This is a genomic window from Paenibacillus sp. EB106-05-06-XG162 (assembly GCF_058791655.1).
Genome location: NZ_JBYTDT010000006.1, coordinates 197798 through 215194 on the forward strand (window position 1 = coordinate 197798; position 17397 = coordinate 215194).

The window sequence follows — 17397 nt, forward strand, 5'->3', positions numbered from 1 at the left end:
TCAACGAATTGCCAAGCAGAGGTTGCTTTTTTTTCGTCAAAGACCTCTGCTTTTGTGTCTTATAATGGCAATATTTAACATAACATTAACACTAAAATACACCGAGACATGCTACAGTTATGACGTTGTAACCACTAAATTGGGATGAAGGAAGGGACAAGGGACGATGAGGAACAGAATGAACATGAGAAGGCTTGGCGCTGTATTTTTAGCACTCTCGTTGTTAATCGGCAATGTGTTTTACTTTCTGCCAGGGACAGCTTCAGCTGCATCGGCGATCACCGTTGCACAAGCCATTGCGAAGAACAACAGCGGCGAGACGGCCACGGTGGAAGGTTTTATCGTAGGTGAAGTGTATAATTCAAAGCCCATTTTTTCTAATTTTCAAGATGATCTCAACTTTTTGATTGCGGATACAGCAAGTGAGACAGACAAAACGAAGCTCATCGATGTTCAGATTACGGCTAGTTACCGGAGCCAATACGGTCTGAAGAGCAACCCGACACATGTCGGAAAAAAAGTTCAGGTCACTGGCACACTAGCAGCATACAGCGGCATGAACGGCGTGAAAAATCCAACGAGCTTCGTCTTGGATGGTACGCCTGGCGGAGGCGAAAATCCGAATCCGACTGATCCAGGAAGCGAGAACATTGGCATTCCCACAACCCTTCCTGATGGAACTGGCAAAAAAGTTCTGTTCGATCAGTCCCACGCTCAGACTGCCGGAGCATCGGATTGGGTCATTGATGGTGCATTCTCGGATTTCGCAGACGGGCTTAAGGCCGCAGGTTTCCAAGTTGATGCGTTAGAAAGAACGATCCCCTATAGCTCTCAAGCGTACGATACCCCTACGATTACACTGAGTAAGTTGAAAGCATACAACGTGTTTGTCATTGGGGAGGCGAATATTCCTTTCAAATCATCCGAGCAAGAGGCGATGCTACAGTATGTGAAGGAAGGCGGTAGTATCTTCTTTATTTCGGATCACTATAATGCCGATCGTAACCTGAACCGTTGGGATTCATCGGAAGTGATGAACGGATACCGTCGTGGTGCTTATAATAATCCTTCGGAAGGGATGGCAGTAGCGGAAGTTGCCTCCGGAGCGATGCAAGGTGTGACCAGCACCGATTGGCTGGGGCAGAATTTCGGTGTTCGATTCCGCTATAATGCGTTAGGCGATTTTACGAAGACGGATACGGTGAAATACGACCAATCCTTCGGCATTACAGCTGGCGTGAATGATGTCGAAATGCATGCGGGTTCGACGATGGTGGTGCTTGATCCGACACGTGTCAAAGGGCTTGTCTATATTCCGAAGACAACTTCAGGGTGGAACAACGCCGTTGAGAAAAGCGATCCAGCGAATTTCCCGAATGGAGGCGTGTATAAAGGCGGCGGAGTAGACGAAGGTCCATTCGCAGCCATTTCCAAGTTACAGAAGGGTAAAGCAGCCTTCATCGGGGATTCTTCTCCCGTTGAAGATGTGACGCCGAGATATGTTCGCGAAGATAACGGTTTGAAGAAGACGACGTATGATGGATTCAAGAGTGAAGGACAGAATAATGTTTTCCTTGTACAGACGGTCAAGTGGTTAGCGGTTCAAGAAGATTACACAACCTTCGAAAATAAAGGCATCACGCTTGATTCCACGACGCCATTGCTGGCAAGCGGGTTGGAGAATCCAGCGAATTCGGTGGAAATTGCGGGTACTGAACCTTGGGGGAATCCTGCAGCCGGATACAAATGGTACGATCCAGCTACATACAAACCGGGTTCTTATGGTACCGGTAAAGGAACGCCCGAAGTACCGATCCCGGATCTGACAACCATCGCTGAAGCTAGAAAAGTCAGCGACAACACGTATGTGACAGTTCAGGGCATTGTCACATCCGAGCCAGGAATCTTCGGTGGATCGGGGTTCTACATGCAGGATGGGACTGCCGGAATTTATATTTATCCGAGTCAACCAACAGGTTTTCATGTGGGGGACAAAGTAAAAATCACAGCACAGAAGACCGTATTTAATACAGAAATCGAGCTAATAAACGATGCGAAAGTAGAGAAGTTGGATGCGAGTGCGAATATCCCGGTTGCTGTTCCGGTCGTCCAGACAACATTAAATGACGACAACCAAGGTATATTCGTTACGCTAAAAGATGTCACGATACAAAATTATGCAACGGTGACTAATTCTCTTGAATTCGATTTGGTGAAAGATGGGGTAACAAACCGTGTTCGGGTGGACAGCAGAACGAATATCAATGTTGACACGTTCAAGCAGTCATTCCCAGTTGGTACGAAGGTGAACATTACAGGGATTTCATCCATTTTTAAAGGCACTTATCAATTGAAATTATTAAAGAGCGGGGATGTTCAGCTTGCTTCCCAAGCCAATCAACCGCCGGTATTTAAGGCGATTGTGGCCCAAAGTGTGGTAGAAGGGCAACCGTTATCCTTCCAAGTCGAGGCAACTGATGCGGATGGCGATAATCTAACCTATACAGCACCTACACTCCCAGGGAATGCCACCTTTGATGCGATTAGCCGACAATTCTCCTGGACGCCGCAAACGCCTGGGGATTATACAGCGTCTTTCCACGTAACGGACGGGAAAGGCGGGGAAGCAACAATTAACGTATCGATTACCGTCACGCCAGCAGCGCAAGGCGCGAGCAACGCGGCCACGTTGACAGGACCCGCTTCATCGTATGTGGGCAGTGCTGCGAACTTGACAGTTGGCATGAAGAACGTTACGGATGGCTTCACTATAGGAAGCATTGTCGTTCAATATGATCCGAATGTATGGGAATTTGCGACAAAATCGAATACAGATGGCACCTTAGCGTTAGCTGACACAGCATTAAGTTCAGACTTGAATAATTCAGGAGTGCTGGCTACAGGTGTCAAACCGGATCAAGGCCAAATTCTTGTCATCGTAGGAAGTACGGGAGCGGATCATATCATAAAAGGTTCAGGCCCACTCGTCACATTACATGGCAGAGTGAAATCGAATGCACCGACAGGTACGACAGCACTTTCACTATCAAGCTTTGATGTGTCAAGGGACGGTATAGCCAGTGTGCTGGAAACAACCCAAGCTACTTGGAATGTCGAAGTGAAGTCATCTGACAGAGTTGCATTGATTACAGCGATACAAGATGCGCAGCAACTCCATGACAACGCTATCGTCGGATCGGCTCCAGGCCAATATCCAGCAGCAGCCAAAGCAGCCTTGAAGGATGCAATTGCAGCGGCAAGTACGGTTCGAGATAATACATCTGCGACGCAGGAACAGATCAATACAGCACTTGCAGCCCTGAATACAGCAGTAACCACGTTTAGAAATGCAGTAAATCCATCGACACCAGTGGATAAAGCGTCCTTAACAGCAGCCATTGCAAATGCGCAGAATCTATTGAGTAAAGCTGTCACAGGCAATAAAGTCGGCAAGTATCCGGCAGACGCTAAGGCAGCACTACAAGCAGCAATCGCAGCAGCGAAGGATGTGTTGAACAATACTTCTGCATCACAGGTCCAAGTGGATACGGCGGTATCGGTATTAAACGCAGCAGCCGTAACATTCCAATCCAAACTCATCACATTGGTTCCTGGCGCGACGAAGATTACGATCAATGATCTCTCACTTGTTGCGAAATACTTCGGCGTGAAATCGACGGATCCGAATTGGAACAGCATTGCTATCGCAGATGTGTTAGATGAAGGTGAGATTACGATTCGAACGCTGGCAGCCATTGCGCAGCTCGTCGTTGGTGATTGGTACACGAAGAACTAATACGTAAACATACAACCTAGGTTTTCTTTTTCTCAAACCGCCATGCTTCCTTTACGGGACGCCGATGGCGGTTTGTTTTTTTAATTAACATATCATGATGGTTACGCCTATTGTCTTAAAATGCGTTGGTGATATGATGGGAATTGTCGTTATTCGTTAGTAAGTGTTAAATCGATTCTGTAACCAAAATGAGACTTCCTCGTATTAAGTGAACAACACCGACGAATTAGCATTAACATAATATACTTTAAATTAAAGATGAGGGAATCCATCATATGAATGTGGCATTTAAAGATCATGCAGATCTAGGGTATCGGCTCGCTGAGGAGAAGGCAGCTCAATATTTTGCAGCACTTAAACTGCAGGTTAAGGAAAAGACTTATGTGCCTACCCTCACAGAAGATTTTCACTTGTGGAAGAAGAATCATATTCATCCTGCTTGGCTATCTTTTTTTTCCAAGGGAAAGAAAAAGCCGGATACACGGGATTATTACAAATATATTCAATGGCTGAGCGCAACTGGCAAACTAGAAGATTATTTGGATCGAAGTGTTTCTTACATGTATATGCGGGATTTAGGCAAGTCTTTGAATTCACCCGCGACACAGACTCGTATTCAGCACGTCGTTAACGACATTAAGAATCATTTAATTCATTCTACTTCATCGAATAAGAACAAGGAAGCAGGACTAGAAACGATGAGTCTCGCTGGGTTGTATCGGTGGGGGCAGAAGAAAGGGATCGAAACGGACATCATCTGGTTGATTAACAAGCTTCGTATGGTCTCTATTCATGTACCTGAGGAAATCAGTGCTGAGCACGCTCAGCGCAAATTGATTAAGATCATAATCGGGGTGGTACTGCATGTTGTGGAAGATATGGACGATACGCTATCCGCTGCGGAACGTGCCAAGCGGCTGGGTGAAGCCATTCGACTAGGTTATTCTTACGGTCTAACTTATCCTTTCATCGACGATCTACTCGATTCTACGGTCTTAACTCCAACGGAGAAGGAACAGTATTCGCGAATGATCCGCACCTCACTGCTCACGGGGACCGTACCGAAGCTCAGCGAGTGGTCTGGCAGTAATCAGGAATTGATTCAATTTATCCATGCGGAGCTCCGGGAAGCGTTCGAATATATTCGAGACTATCAACGTCCGGACACACAGCGTATATTCTTCGAGCAATCCTGTGTATTCTTCCATTCGCAGGAAATCGACCGTGCGAAGGGTTTATCGGAATCGACCTATACGAACGAAGAACTCTATATTCCTGTCATTCTCAAATCATCTTCTTCACGATCGATCGTCCGTTCCGTCATTAGTGCGCCAGTAGATGAAGGCTTTGATGATCGAACCTTCTATAACGGCATTTACAATCAGCTGGCTGACGATTTTGCAGATATGTTCGACGATATGGAAGATGGAGCGGTCACACCTTATACTTACTATTTGAAATATCGTGATCAGCGGCCCGATCTCATTAACCCTTTTGAATTGTATTGGTCCGTTATCTCTCATTTGATCCATCACGTGCATCACTCTGATCCCAAGACGCGTGAAGTCATCTTAGATCGGGCAATCAATGGGCTGAAGCGCTGTAAAGTGCGTGTAGGAACGGAGAAGTACAACGAAATTATGGATATCTTTGCTTCCGGTCATCCTGAATTCAATCGTCTCGTCCAGCATATGGTTCATAAAGCGGATAACGTAGATTTCTTCGATAAGCTGCTTCGGGATCAGATGGTAACGATGCTCAAGAATGATCGACAGGAAAAAGACGACTTTCATCAGACAATCGACTCGATCCGTCATCAGATTAATGACATATTATCTATTACCAAGCCATATGATATTTCTCCAATGCAAGAGCCGCTCATTGATGCAGCGAACTATAGTCTTGAAGGGGATGGGAAGCGAATCCGCCCTATATTGACTTGGATGATGGGTGTGAACGAATACGGGCTAGAATCATCAACAATTGTACCGTTACTCAGATCATTGGAATATATGCACACCGCTTCCTTGATCTTCGATGATCTGCCGTCGCAGGATAATGCTTCGACGCGAAGAGGACGTCCGACCCTGCATCAGGTGCATAACGTTGCCACAGCAGAATTAACCGGCCTGTTCCTGATCCTTCGGGCCATCAATGAACAATCCTCATTGGGGCAATTCAATGCCAAAACGGTGTTAGACTTGATCCATTACTCTGCTCAGAAAACAGAAGAAATGTGTATGGGGCAGGCGATGGACCTTGAGTCGAAAGGAAAAGTGCTAACCCTCGAGCAGTTGAACATGATATGTTTCTATAAAACCGGTATTGCCTTCGAAGCTTCTCTTGTAATGCCGGCGATACTCGCCGAAGCGAAAGGATCCGAAATTGCGGCGCTCAAGAAATTCGCTTATCATGCGGGTATTGCTTTTCAGATCAAAGATGATCTTTTGGATTTAGAAGGAGATCTGGTCCTCCTCGGCAAACCGACGGGCAAGGATGTAGAGAATAACACTTCGACATTTGCGTCTATCCTAGGTCAGGATAACGCGAAGAAAGAAATGTGGGAACACTATTGCCTAGCCATGGAAGCACTAAAAGAAATGCCTCGCGATATCGCTTTTCTGAAGCATTTATTGAATTATTTCGTAAGTCGAGATCATTAATAGAACGACAGGAGTCTTCCATTAGGAAGACTTCTTCTATTTCCAGGGCTTTATAACGGATATGGCGATTTGTCCTCATGCTTGATCATCTAGCAACTGGAATAAATTGTTGTTATCTAGATCAAGCTAGTATAAAAAAACACGGGGGAATCCTGCACATGTTTACATTGGAATCAAGACTTGAAAATGTACAAGGTACCTATTGCGACTTAAGCGAATCCTTTTGTAAAATGAATTTTTGTTTAGGCGGTAATTGGGAGTACAAGCAGGGGATATTCGACAAGCATTTGGACGCGGAACATAAGGTGTGGCTGCGGATTCCGTTTTATGTAATAAGTGGGCATTTGGATGGAGAATGTGATGGTTGCGACGCTATTGTGAAGTTAGGAAAGCCTTTTGTATTAAATCATCTATACAATGAGGGATTGGATGAAGAGGCAAATATCTCACTCACCGGAGGGCTGTTCAATCAATTTCAAGCGCCCGTGGATCCGGATGCTAGTGTGAAATCGAGATGGGTAGATCAAGCCCAGGAAGTGCTTCATCAGTTAGAACAATCGATGGTACATGGATAGGAAGAATACCCCTTAGAACATTGGAAAACCTTTTGGTTCATCCGATGAAATCTAAGGGGTCTTTTATTGAAGTTAAGTTATGTGAAGTATTCAATCTTTGCTTCTGGAAAATACGTGTGTATTAGACTTCCCAGCGTATCTTTGATCTCCTCTTGCTCGCTATCGGTATAGACATATTTGCCAATCCCATAACGTCCCCACTTCCATTTTCGCTTGGATTCTTCGAGTTCCAATTTGGTCATTGGGTAATTCTGTTGGATCACGCGTTTAGCCGGTTTGGTAAATCGATGCTGGATCATTTCGAAAGTTAGATCCTTCCTCGCGGAATCGGGCAGCAATCCTGCGAGATTCTGGAACATTTCTGTATAACCGACTTGCCAGCCCTCGTGGAGGTAGATCGGAGCGATAATGAAGCCTAGCGGATATCCTGCATTTGCGACCTTAACCGCTGCTTCGATTCTTTCCCCCAGACTAGACGTTCCTGGCTCAAAATTCTTAATTATAAAATCCGCATTAACACTAAACCGAAATCGAGTTCGACCTTGATGCTTGGCGTCGAGTAAATGGTCCACATGAGCGAATTTCGTCACGAATCGCAGCTTACCGAACTCAGATTTGCCAAAATGCTCGATTGTTTTCTTGAGTGTATGGGTTAAATGATCAACACCGACAATATCTGAGGTACATGATGCTTCAAACCGCGTAAGCTCTGGTGCCCGTTCTTGCATATATTTATCAGCCGCATCGAAGATATCCTCAAGATTGACATAGGTCCGAATATAAGGTTTGCTTCCCATTGTCGTCTGCAAATAGCAATAATGACAATGCCCCATGCACCCTGTTACGAGTGGAATGGCATATTCCGCAGATGGCTTGGAGGTATCGAACTTAAGCGTTTTACGAACACCTAATACGAATGTGGATTTCGCTATACGATATCGCTGAAAATCATTGTCTCCCGGCAAATTTCGAATCTGATTGTGTGAAGTGGTCTGCCGAATTTCAATGCCCATCTGCTCGAATTTATGTACTAACGCTTGACCGAGTGGATATTCCAGTGCACCAGGTTCAACATATACGAGTTGAGGAATGAACGGTTTAACCATACACGTCCTCAATTTCAGCAAGACCAAAAGCATCTTGATAAGCCGCTTCGGCTTCATCCATGGATGCATATACCGCGAACTCTTCGGTTAGAGGGTAATACGTTTCATACAAGAAAAGCGCCAGCTGATTTGGATTCTTAGGATGATGGACGACGGCGGCTTGCTGTACGTTCGCGACACTCTGTGAATGTGGGTTGCGAATGATGACGTAGACAATTTGTCCCGGTAAAAAAAGTTCATTATACCCCATGGTTCATCTACCCTTTCCTATTAAGGATAAGCTTCTAGTAAGGAGGGGAAGGGAAATGATCCCTTCCCTGTCTTCCAACCATCTACCGATGTTCGACTAAGTCTATAGCACCCAAAACCATATGAGCTAATCCAAACCCTAGGACACCCGTAGCAGCAAGTTTATACTTGCCCCCAAGTAGTGACGCAGCAGAAGCAGTTACCAAAGTTCCAAGAACCACGGGAATCAAACCTTCACGCATCGTTATCACTCCTGTAGAATTGTTGTGGAAGACACGGGTTATTGTGATCAAGTCAATTTGTATTTATTCACGAGCATCGGACATCATACGTTTCTACCATGTCAGCAGCACGTTACCTCATCTTCGATATTCCACCACTGACCAGATTCACCTTAACATCGATTTTGTCGATACTTTCAGGATCAAGTGGGAATTTTCCCTTAGCAGTCAACAACTTGTTCCATTGTTTTGGCATGATGCGATAAAATATGCTTGAAAGTCCGAAAACATCCGCATTCATTTCTAAACCTTTCCGGTAGGTTGTCATGATTTGATTTTTAATTTCTTTTATCGCCTCCTGTTCCAGCCTTTTCTTATGAAAACTCGTGTTTAGCTGAGGGATGGTGGCCTGCATAGACACTTTAATGTCGAAGACAGGTTGACCATGGCTCATCTTTGGACGGATGGAGGATTTGATTTTATTCATAACCATTAAAGCCTTTACGGTCTTGTTATCTCGGATAACTAGTGGGGTTCTTTTCGTCTTTTTTTCTAGCCATCGAAGTCCTAATAAATCCGGGGTTTGCAGGCAGCCTCTGAACTTCTGATTGTCCAACAAACAAACGCCTTCCATGCTGAGGTTGGGAGAAGGCTTGTTATTATCGGTCCAACCATGCACAATATTCAGCGAAGGTAACAGAACCGTCTGCCCCTTTTCTTTATATTTCCATATAAATTTGTAGAGGTACAACGGTGCAATGATTGAACTCTGTTCATACGCTCTTAACGGGCTGTTAAGCTGCGAATAAAGTACTGATAAGTCGGCGATCGAAGGAGTATTGAGCACTTCTTCCATTGGTTCATGCGTAGCCATGGCCCAAACCGTATATCGGAATTCATAGTAACGGTCCCATACATCCAAAACTTGTTCGATTATATTATTTTTGAGAGCCTTGTCGCTAAATACGATGGTTTTCACATTACTCCAGACAACCCTCTGCGGGCTTGATGTGTACAGATTGAATATCGCCGTATCGAATGAATCTCCTTTGGCCTTACCGATGAATGTTTTCTGCTCCTGTGCCTGTCCTGATTCCCTCTTTGCAATGCCGCTAAAATTAACCATCTGGACATAAATTTCGACCTGATTATCCACATAATCGATCCCCATGGTATTGACGTAAATCATATGTTCAATTTCCCTGGCTCCCCAACACCCCGTTAGCATTGTCGAAAACAGCATGACGACAAGGATGCATCGTATGCATTTCATTGTGGTTTCACCCCTTTATACCGTGTTCAGTCAAATGACAGGTCATTGTTTTTTCTTTCCCCATGGCATTCTAAAGATAACTTTATACATTTCTTTGAAATGCTGTGGGGCTAAGGGCGTTAGGTAGTAGGTCCCGAATGAACGCAAATTCACCATATAAAGAATCATGGCTAGCAGACATATTAAAGTACCAAACAATCCAAGAAGTCCGCTAATCATGAGCACTGCAATCCGAATCAAGCTGACGACGCTGACCAAGGACTGATTCACTAAAGTAAAGGTGGAAAGTACTGAAATCGCAATAACGACAATCGTACCTGGACTTGCAATGCCGGCGCTAATGGCTGCCTGTCCGATGATTAACCCGCCCACTACGGATAATGTCTGACCGAATGCGGAAGGCATTCTCATGCCCGCTTCCCGGAAAATCTCAAACAAAAACAGCAACACGATTGCTTCCAGGGGAGCGGGAAGAGGCACCCCCTGTCTCGAATTCACTAAGGTTGCAAGCAATGTAAAGGGGATTTGATCCGAATGATAAGTAGTAAGCGCGATCCAGAACCCCGGCAAAAACAAGGTAAGCATCACGCCGCACACCCTTAACAGCCTCGTAAAAGCAACGAAGATATTCACCAGATGCGCATCCTCTGAAGTGTTTAGCAAATAATTAAAGCTCACGGGTGCAATGATCACGGTAGGAGAACCTCCTATATTAATGACAAATTTACCATGAAGCAGTGAATTCACGGCGAAATCCGGTCTGCCGGTGTAAGACATCAACGGAAAAAATGAGAAGTCGGTTAGAATTTCTTCCAGCTGCGAGCTGCTTACAAGCCCCTCGACCTGAATATTCGCCAGTTTCGCCTTAATTTCGTTTAGAACATCAGGGTCAATCATGTCCTTGTGGTATATGAGATGTACTTTTGTAGCCGTTTGAGATCCAATCGTGAATTCTTCGACCGCCAACAAATCGGTCTTGAGCCTCTTTCGAATAAGAGCGATATTGGTAAAGGGTTCTTCCGTAAAGCCATCTTTTGGGCCTCTCGTTGATACTTCCGTATTGGGCTCCTCCGGTTGTCTTTTGGGGGGATCTGCCAGAGCTACAGCGTAAAAATGATTCGAAGGCGTAAATAGAAGAAATAGATCCCCATTCAGAACGGTTTCTCGCATCGCATTTTCCATTTGATCTGATTGAATAGGAGTCATGTGAAATGGGACTTTCTGCGATAGATCTAGTTCATATGATCGTAGAATATGTTCCGGGATATTTTTTAGCTCGGGTATAATGTTTTGCTCCACTTTGTTCACATCGCACAACCCTTGGCAATAAACCAGATGGACTGCACGGTCCGATTTAGACAAAGTAACCGTCATCTTAATGACGTCTGAGCTCGAACCGAATAGCTTTGATAGCGCATCCTCAAACGGGTGAGATTCCTTCTGACCATACCCATTCATGATGTTACTTTCCCCTTTCGATAGGCCAAGCTAATCAGCCCCGCTATTACGACAGAAAAAATCACAATTCCCCAAATAGAAAAGGGGAGAACATAATAAGAAATCATTTTCAGAAAGAACTGGTCGCTAAAAGGAATGGCTGTGAACAGTACAGCACCTAAAAAAATACATCCGAGCACCCAAGCCTTTACCTTTGGGCTTTGAATTTGGAAAACATCGAGAAACAGGAACATGGTCAGAGATATTCTTAGAAAGGCCCCACTGAACCACTGGTATACGCTTAAAAAGTCCAAATGCTCTATGTATCGACCAATCGTCAATAATCTCCATTCTTCAAATGCAGGATATCGAAGCTTACCAGCCTCGTCTGCACCAAACTCAGCAATTGCGCCAATGATCGGACCCATGGTGAGACCCAAGATAATCAGGATCATAATCAAAAAAGAAAGATATGACATTTGCGACTTGATGTGGTGTTGCAAAAAGAAGAGCATAATGACCTCTACAAAGCCGACTCCTGCATACATGGCCCCTCCCCAAACTGGCTGCATTCCATGCTCAAGTATTGGTTTTAATAAGGAATAATCCTTATGAGGCGTGTTGGATATCATGATAAAAAAGCCCAAAACAACGACAAAGGGCAGCAATATGCTGGCGGTATTAGCGAGAGAATAAATACCCATGTAAGCATTTAGTGCAGAAATCAATAAAAATATGCTGGAAAGTACCAATATGGGCGTCTCCGGAGCGAAGGTGAGATGGATCCAATAGACGGTGTCTCTGGTCGTAAACAGACATATAACAAGCAGATATACCCCGGCTGCTGCCGCAAGCATGCGGCCCACGAAGGGATGATAAGCTGTGGCCAGCCATTCGAAAAGATGCTGTTTATTAATTTTAGTGATGCCGATGTGCAGAATAAAAATCCAAATCAACGCACATGCGCCTGCCAGCAGCACCGAAATCCAGGCGTCACGTTTAGCTGCGTCCAATATGATAGGAATAATAATGACATGATTTAGAAGGCCTGTACTCAGCATAATGATCATAATGGCCTGTATAAATGAAATTTTTGTTTTTATTTTCCTCAACCTCCTAAATAAACCGTGTCGCTTCTCCACATTTATCATGGCATTTTATAGAAGATTTATTCTCCAGCTCTTGTCATATTATCTATGCCATACCGAATGAGAGAGCAACATTTCGAAAATCGCCTTGTGATATAACTGAAATGAAATTCACATAAGGAGATGAGAGAATGAGTAGGTTGAAAGGTAAAGTTGCTTTAGTAACAGGTGCGAGCAGGGGGATAGGAAGAGGTATCGCGCTGCGATTAGCAGAAGAAGGTGCAGTCGTGGCGGTACACTACGGAAGAAGACATCATGCGGCAGAGGAAGTTGTCCAACAAATCGAGCAAAACGGAGGGTCGGCATTCACACTTGGTGCTGATTTGAGTTTAATTAATGGTGTTAATAATTTATATGATAAATTAGATGATGTCCTACGGGAACGCACAGGTGATCATCGGTTTGATATTCTAGTGAATAACGCTGGCATAGGGCAAATTTTAACCATGGAAGAGGCGACGGAAGATTCTTTTGACGAGGTGATGAATATGAATGTCAAAGGTCCGTTTTTTATTACGCAGCAAGCTTTGGCACGTCTGAAGGATGGTGGGCATATTATCAATATTTCATCGTTCGTTACACGTGTGGCATCACCGGGTGTTTTCACCTATAGCATGTCAAAAGGTGCAATTGACACATTAACACTTGCCTTGGCTAAGCAGCTTGGGAGCCGCAAGATTACGGTGAATGCCATTCAGCCAGGCATTATCAATACAGAGATGAACGCCGGTACCTTGCAGGATCTAGGCGGTCAGAAATATGCCGCTGGCTTGTCAACCTTCAACAGATGGGGAGAGCCAGAAGATATCGCAGATATCGCAGCCTTTCTTGCATCTGAAGACAGTCGTTGGGTAACCGGTCAATGCATTGATGCAAGTGGTGGATCTCATCTATAATACGGAGGGCTCTAGAACCTAGCGTAATCGCTAGGCTTTAGAGCCCTTTGTTTATTATTTCCGATGATCAATTTAGCCTGCTGCCCAGACATCCAATTCAATCTTCAATGCTGGTAATCCTAATCCTTGAACGTAAGCAATGGTCATAGATGGGGGAGTGGGGCCAAATACACGGTTCCAAATGTCATAGAAATGATCCCAATCGATTTCTTCTGTAGCCCAGATGTTAACCTTAACGACGTGATCGGGCGTCAGTTGTTGCGAGGCAAGAATATCAACAATATTGTTCATTGTATTGGTGACTTGTAGATTGAACGTCTCGGGGATCTGACCGTCTTTATCGATCCCAATTTGACCTGAAAATACATACATCTCCGCATTTCGGCTTATTTTCGTTACATGGCTGTAGCTGCCTACAGGTTTGGCAATATTGTCTGGGTTCGAACGTTGTATGATAGGTTGACGATTGTTCATCATGTGTATGTTCTCCTTTTCGTTAGGAAGTAAGCAATGAAGTGACAATCAATCAACCATTCTAGAAAAAGACAGCTGTAGAATACCCAATACCCGAAGACAAGCTTTTAATGGATCTCTTTTTCATTGGGTAACCCTCCTATATTGATAAGAAATTTATAGTAGAACAGGATCATTATACCATAGAACGCTGGTTTTTTAACGCCGTTGTAGTACAATGGTAGCCATGAAAAGAAGCGGAGGTTATGTTGCCATGATTAATTCCTACATACCAGCATCCATTGATAAGCTTACCATCATGAATGAGCCGGCTCATTGGCGTGTTACAAATGATTCCCTACTCATCCAATCGAAACCCGAAACGGATTTCTGGTTGAAAACCCATTACGGCTTTGAAGTGATGAACGGTCATGTCTTGTACGAGTCCGTTACGACGGATTTCATCGCCGAAGTTTCGCTTAGCATGGAGCCTGTGTCAACCTACGATCAGGCGGGACTGTTCGTGATGGTATCGGATTCCTGCTGGTTGAAGACGTCACTTGAGTACATCCCAGATGGTCCGTCACATCTAGGGGCTGTCGTTACCAATCACGGTTATTCGGACTGGTCTACGAGGAACTATGACAATGCACATGTGATGCAGCCTTTGGCATTTCGTGTTGAACGGAAAGGTAGCGATTATACCCTATTAACTAAAACCCCAGGTAACCCTGAGACGTGGGAGCAGATCCGAATCGCTCATTTACACGAAGATCCACATCGTAATCCTGTAAAAGTGGGTATCTACTGCTGCAGCCCAACCGCACAAGGCGGTGGTTTCGAGACGCGCTTCCACTCCTTTACCATTGAAGAGAAATAAGGCGAGAAGCTAGCAAGCCGCAACGGGATCAGTAAGCTCCGATATGTTTTTATATGGTATTGAAGCTGCTTAAAGGAGATCATGACGATGTTACAAGAAGATCAAAAGTTTCACACATTGGTTCATCGAATGAATGCAGCGTGGCAGTTGCTACGTACATGGGTGTTAAAAGGCGGGATTTCCGCGCAGGTAACGGGGCTTGAAATCATGCAATCTGATGGACACATCATCAAGTTGATCGTTCGTGTGCATGGCGATCTCGATTTACAACGCAATCCACATATCGCTGCAGATGAATTCAAGCTCTTGAACCTATTGCATTCCGAGAGCGTAGCTGTACCGAAGCCTTATTACATGATTCCAGATGGAGAGCTATTCCTCAAACCCGCTATAGTTATAGAATACATTGAAGGTAAGACGAACTTCGCACCTTCCAATATGTACGAATATACATATCAACTCGCAGTCGCGTTATCACAACTTCATCGTATCGATTGCTCCCGCGTGGACGTGTCTTTTCTGCCGCTGCAAATTGAGAATTATAATAAATTGTTAGTAAAAGACTTATTACGCTTGGATAGCTTGCTGAATAATTCGGATACGCTCGAAAAGATCCATTCCTTTTTACGATCGCCATCATGCAATAAAGCTGCCATCCTCCATGGAGATTTTTGGCCAGGCAATTTATTGTGGAACAATGGCCAGCTAATCTCGTTAATTGACTGGGAAGATGCAGCAGTAGGTGATCCGTTAGCGGATCTAGCCAATGGTCGTCTAGAAATTCTTTTCCATTTCGGAGAGGATGCTATGAATTGCTTCACGAATCATTATCAAGCCATGATGCCGACAGTTGATTACTCGCATTTAGCCTATTGGGATGTATTCGCTGCATTACGCCTATGTAGATTTTCCGAATGGGGCTTAGATGAAGAGACCGTTAAAATGATGCAGGATAAACACAGATTTTTTGTTACCCAGGCTATTGATAGGTTAATATGCTAAGAAGAGCTGCCTCCATGGCTGACATGGACCTTAGACAATTCAGACTATTCGGGTATACAATATAAGGAATGAAAGAAGCAGGGAGAGAATGCCATATGTACTCGATTCAATCGGATCCATTTGTTAGGAACGAACGTGAACATGCGATAGCTTTAAGATCTGAGAAGCTTGCCGAGATATTGGAACAACACGCTTCCTTGCATGATCGTGAAGGGTCATTTCCTTTTGAAAATTTTGAACATTTGAAGGAAGCAGGTTATTTAGCACTAACCGTGCCGCAGGAATTCGGTGGTGAAGAAGCGTCCTTGTATGAGATGATCCTTGCCCAAGAACGGCTTGCCAAGGGGGACGGCTCAACGGCGCTCGCTGTAGGCTGGCATGTTAGTCAGGTCCTTCAGTTACGTATTAAACAGTCGTGGCCGCGGGAATTGTACGCTGATTTTTGCAGAAGAGCTGTTGAAGACGGGGCGATGATCAACCAGTTTGCGAGTGAACCTGCTACAGGAAGCCCAAGCCGTGGGGGGCGACCGCTGACCACCGCTGTACGGACGGAAAACGGCTATCTATTGTCCGGACGTAAAACATTCAGTTCACTGATTCCGATTTTGGATCAATTTACTGTCACTGCATTTGTAGTAGATGAAGAGCGGACTGGCACGTTTTATGTACGAAAAGGCCCGGGGGTAAGCATTGATGAGACCTGGGATACGCTAGGTATGCGTGGGACTGGAAGTCATGATCTGGTGCTTGATGCAGTATTTGTGCCAATAGAGCATAGAATCGATATCTGTGAGAACGAAGGAGCGGTAAGTCCGGGTATGTCTGATCACGGCGGAGGGCTCCTGCATGTCCCGGCTTGTTATCTTGGGATCGCCTGGTCTGCACGGAATTTTGCGGTGAAGTTTGCAACGGAATATCGTCCCAACAGCTTACCCGGCCCGATTGCGGAGTTGCCCCATATCCAGCAGAAAATCGGAGAAATGGAATCTGAACGCATTACAGCACGCACATTGCTCTACAGCGTTACCGATCGCTGGGATCGATTACCATCGGAGCGTGCAGCGATGAAGCCGGAGCTTGGGCTAGCCAAGACAATAGCGACGAACTCCGCTATGCGGATTGTTGATCTAGCGATGCGTATTGTGGGCGGATCAAGTCTATCGCGCAGTTTGCCACTGGAACGTATGTACCGCGATGTCCGCGCTGGACTTCATAATCCACCGATGGATGATACTGTCATAGCGATGTTAGCGCAGCGAGCGATTCGCGAAGCGTCGTCTTAATAAAATCGTATCGAAATTGAAACAAGAGTAAAGACCCGTCGGTTCAATCCGAAGGGTCTTCTTACATATTAAGTACTATTCAGCTTTTTCATCAAGATCTTCCGTGTTAGCCAAAATCCCTCGTTTAAAATAATGAAACTTTTCATCCGTGGTGGTCTCCAATAAATTCGTGATCAGCAGCTCAACACTTTCCTTGTAGCTCTGACTGTTATAGAGTGCCATGGCGAGAAATACTTGAATGGCTCGGTTCTCTGGGAATTCCTTAGAACCTCCTTGTCTAATGAATATAATGCAACAAATCCTTGTGCGACGAGTGGGAAGAGCCATAAATGAGGGTAGAAAGAGCTGGCAGATTGTGTAGAAAATAATCATAAACGATATTAAACCTAGTTATATCATTTGCGCTGTTTTAGAA

At 44.8% G+C, this 17397-nt stretch carries 14 protein-coding genes; 7 read left to right on the forward strand and 7 right to left on the reverse strand.

The features are described from left to right. Nucleotides 1-178: 178 nt before the first annotated feature. The 3 genes from AC3WU2_RS15620 to AC3WU2_RS15630 all read left to right on the forward strand — a co-directional run bounded on the left by AC3WU2_RS15620 (nucleotide 179) and on the right by AC3WU2_RS15630 (nucleotide 7034). Nucleotides 179-3796, forward strand: a complete 3618-nt coding sequence (locus AC3WU2_RS15620; RefSeq protein ID WP_492455659.1) for a DUF6359 domain-containing protein — start codon at nucleotides 179-181, stop codon at nucleotides 3794-3796. Between the two features lie 275 nt (nucleotides 3797-4071). Continuing rightward, nucleotides 4072-6459, forward strand: coding sequence for a polyprenyl synthetase family protein (locus AC3WU2_RS15625; protein WP_492455661.1), 2388 nt, complete (start codon nucleotides 4072-4074; stop codon nucleotides 6457-6459). A 158-nt stretch (nucleotides 6460-6617) separates the two neighbouring features. Continuing rightward, entirely contained in the window at nucleotides 6618-7034 is a 417-nt protein-coding gene (locus AC3WU2_RS15630) for a YugN family protein (protein ID WP_492455663.1), read from the forward strand. A gap of 77 nt (nucleotides 7035-7111) precedes the next feature. On the opposite strand, the gene splB is transcribed toward AC3WU2_RS15630, so the two are convergent. The 6 genes from splB to AC3WU2_RS15660 all read right to left on the reverse strand — a co-directional run bounded on the left by splB (nucleotide 7112) and on the right by AC3WU2_RS15660 (nucleotide 12432). Continuing rightward, nucleotides 7112-8140: a spore photoproduct lyase gene (splB, locus tag AC3WU2_RS15635; protein ID WP_492455665.1), complete on the reverse strand. Its 1029-nt coding sequence runs from the start codon at nucleotides 8138-8140 to the stop codon at nucleotides 7112-7114. Next, nucleotides 8133-8390: a transcriptional regulator SplA domain-containing protein gene (locus AC3WU2_RS15640; protein ID WP_492455667.1), complete on the reverse strand. Its 258-nt coding sequence runs from the start codon at nucleotides 8388-8390 to the stop codon at nucleotides 8133-8135. The genes splB and AC3WU2_RS15640 overlap by 8 nt, the downstream gene beginning before the upstream one ends. 82 nt (nucleotides 8391-8472) lie before the next feature. Continuing rightward, nucleotides 8473-8631, reverse strand: coding sequence for a hypothetical protein (locus AC3WU2_RS15645; RefSeq protein WP_018758315.1), 159 nt, complete (start codon nucleotides 8629-8631; stop codon nucleotides 8473-8475). A 112-nt stretch (nucleotides 8632-8743) separates the two neighbouring features. Next, complete coding sequence (locus tag AC3WU2_RS15650; protein ID WP_492455670.1) at nucleotides 8744-9883, reverse strand: Ger(x)C family spore germination protein; 1140 nt, start codon at nucleotides 9881-9883, stop codon at nucleotides 8744-8746. Between the two features lie 42 nt (nucleotides 9884-9925). Further along, on the reverse strand, nucleotides 9926-11341 hold the full coding sequence (locus AC3WU2_RS15655) for a spore germination protein (protein ID WP_492455672.1): 1416 nt from the start codon (nucleotides 11339-11341) through the stop codon (nucleotides 9926-9928). After that, nucleotides 11338-12432, reverse strand: coding sequence for a GerAB/ArcD/ProY family transporter (locus AC3WU2_RS15660; protein WP_492455674.1), 1095 nt, complete (start codon nucleotides 12430-12432; stop codon nucleotides 11338-11340). The genes AC3WU2_RS15655 and AC3WU2_RS15660 overlap by 4 nt, the downstream gene beginning before the upstream one ends. A 167-nt stretch (nucleotides 12433-12599) precedes the next feature. Here AC3WU2_RS15660 and AC3WU2_RS15665 point away from each other — a divergent pair, with 167 nt between their 5' ends. Continuing rightward, nucleotides 12600-13364 (forward strand): SDR family oxidoreductase, encoded by a 765-nt coding sequence (locus AC3WU2_RS15665; RefSeq protein WP_492455676.1) that lies wholly within the window; start codon nucleotides 12600-12602, stop codon nucleotides 13362-13364. A gap of 72 nt (nucleotides 13365-13436) precedes the next feature. Here AC3WU2_RS15665 and AC3WU2_RS15670 read toward each other — a convergent pair whose 3' ends face one another. Continuing rightward, nucleotides 13437-13841 carry a RidA family protein gene (locus tag AC3WU2_RS15670; protein WP_492455678.1) on the reverse strand — a complete coding sequence of 135 codons (405 nt, stop codon included), beginning with the start codon at nucleotides 13839-13841 and terminating at the stop codon, nucleotides 13437-13439. Between the two features lie 250 nt (nucleotides 13842-14091). Here AC3WU2_RS15670 and AC3WU2_RS15675 point away from each other — a divergent pair, with 250 nt between their 5' ends. The 3 genes from AC3WU2_RS15675 (at nucleotide 14092) to AC3WU2_RS15685 (ending at nucleotide 16982) form a co-directional block, all read left to right on the forward strand. Beyond that, nucleotides 14092-14697 (forward strand): DUF1349 domain-containing protein, encoded by a 606-nt coding sequence (locus AC3WU2_RS15675; protein WP_492455680.1) that lies wholly within the window; start codon nucleotides 14092-14094, stop codon nucleotides 14695-14697. Between the two features lie 87 nt (nucleotides 14698-14784). Beyond that, a complete protein-coding gene (locus AC3WU2_RS15680) occupies nucleotides 14785-15699 on the forward strand; it encodes a phosphotransferase family protein (RefSeq protein ID WP_492455682.1) in 915 nt (304 codons plus the stop codon). A gap of 95 nt (nucleotides 15700-15794) precedes the next feature. Beyond that, the gene (locus tag AC3WU2_RS15685) at nucleotides 15795-16982 is read left to right on the forward strand and encodes an acyl-CoA dehydrogenase family protein (RefSeq protein ID WP_492455684.1); all 1188 of its coding nucleotides are present in this window, start codon (nucleotides 15795-15797) and stop codon (nucleotides 16980-16982) included. Nucleotides 16983-17397 lie beyond the last annotated feature (415 nt).